The sequence below is a fragment of the Mesorhizobium sp. M7A.F.Ca.AU.002.02.1.1 genome (genome assembly GCF_003998535.1).
In the GTDB taxonomy this organism is placed as follows: Bacteria; Pseudomonadota; Alphaproteobacteria; order Rhizobiales; family Rhizobiaceae; genus Mesorhizobium; species Mesorhizobium ciceri.
On the sequence record NZ_RZPB01001173.1, the window covers coordinates 1 to 1,310 of the forward strand.

A 1,310-nucleotide genomic window follows, 5' to 3' on the forward strand; every position below is an offset into this window, starting at 1 on the left:
GAGCAGCAGCCGGCACGCCAGCCGGAGCCTTGGCGGCAGGCGCCGTCTGGGCGCCGCCACCGGCAATGGCCGCGTCGACATCGGCCCTCACCACCCGGCCATACGGGCCGGTGCCAGATACGGTCGAGAGGTTCAGGCCGGCCTCACGGGCCAGGCGCCGGGCAAGCGGTGTTGCACGGCCGGCCGATGGCGATTGGCCGATCTCCGCCCTTGTGGGGGAGATGCCAAGTGGCGGCAAAGAGGGTAGGGCAGAGGGGTGCGTGACAGAATGAGACGTTGGCGCGACAGCGCCCCCCTCTGTCGACTTCGTCGACATCTCCCCCGCGGGGGGGGAGATTGGCGCCTTGTCCTGCTTGGCCGCAGCAGCATCAGCCCCATAGGCCTCACCGTCGGCATAGATCCACGCCACGGCAGCGCCGACCGCAATATCGACACCCTCTTTGCCGGTGACATCGCGCAGGACGCCGCTGGCCGGCGCATCGATTTCCATCGCCGCCTTGTCGGTCTCGATCTCGAACAGCACATCGCCCTTCTTGACGTGCGCGCCCTCCTCGGCAAACCAGCGCGAGATCTGTCCGGTCGCCATGTCCATGTCGACCTTGGGAAGAATGACTTCGGTCGGCATGGTCTAGCGGACCCCTTTCACGAGGTCGCGCGCGGCGGTGATGATGTCCGGAATTTGCGGCACCGTCGCCTTCTCGAGTTCCGGATTGTAGGGGATCGGCGTTTCGGCGCCGCCCAGCCGCACGATCGGCGCGTCGAGATAGTCGAACGCTTCGCTCTCGGCGATCATGGCGCTGACCTCGGCGCCGATGCCCAGCGTCTTGACCGCTTCGTAGACGCATAGCAGCCGCGACGTCTTCTTGACGCTGTCGATGACGGTCTGCTTGTCCATCGGCCGGATGGTCCGGAGATCGACGACTTCGACGTCGATGCCTTCGCTCTCCAGCACGGCTGCCGCGTCGAGCGCCTTCTGCACCATGATCGAGGTGGCGACGATGGTGAGATCCCGGCCTTCGCGGCGGATATCGGCCTTGCCGATCGGCACGGTGTAATAGCCTTCGGGCACCGGTCCCTTCATCTTGTAGAGCAGCTTGTGCTCGAAGATCATGACCGGATCGGGATCGGCGACCGCCGCCAAAAGCATGCCCTTGGCATCATAGGGGGTCGCCGGCTGGATGACTTTCAGACCCGGCACATGGCCGAGCCAGGCTTCGAGGCTCTGGCTGTGCTGAGCCGCCGCACCGGTGCCGGAACCGGCGGGAAAGCGCATCACCACGGGAACAGAAACCTCGCCGCCCAGCATGAAG

2 protein-coding genes are annotated in these 1,310 nt (G+C 66.0%); both read right to left on the bottom strand.

All coding sequences use genetic code 11. The features are described from left to right. Positions 1 to 625, bottom strand: a 625-nt coding sequence (locus EN879_RS36200; RefSeq protein WP_127274725.1) for a biotin/lipoyl-containing protein, incomplete at its 3' end; no start/stop codon positions are given. Positions 626 to 628: 3 nt separating this feature from the next. After that, the coding region (locus EN879_RS36205) for a transketolase C-terminal domain-containing protein (protein WP_127274726.1) at positions 629 to 1,310 on the bottom strand (682 nt) is incomplete at its 5' end.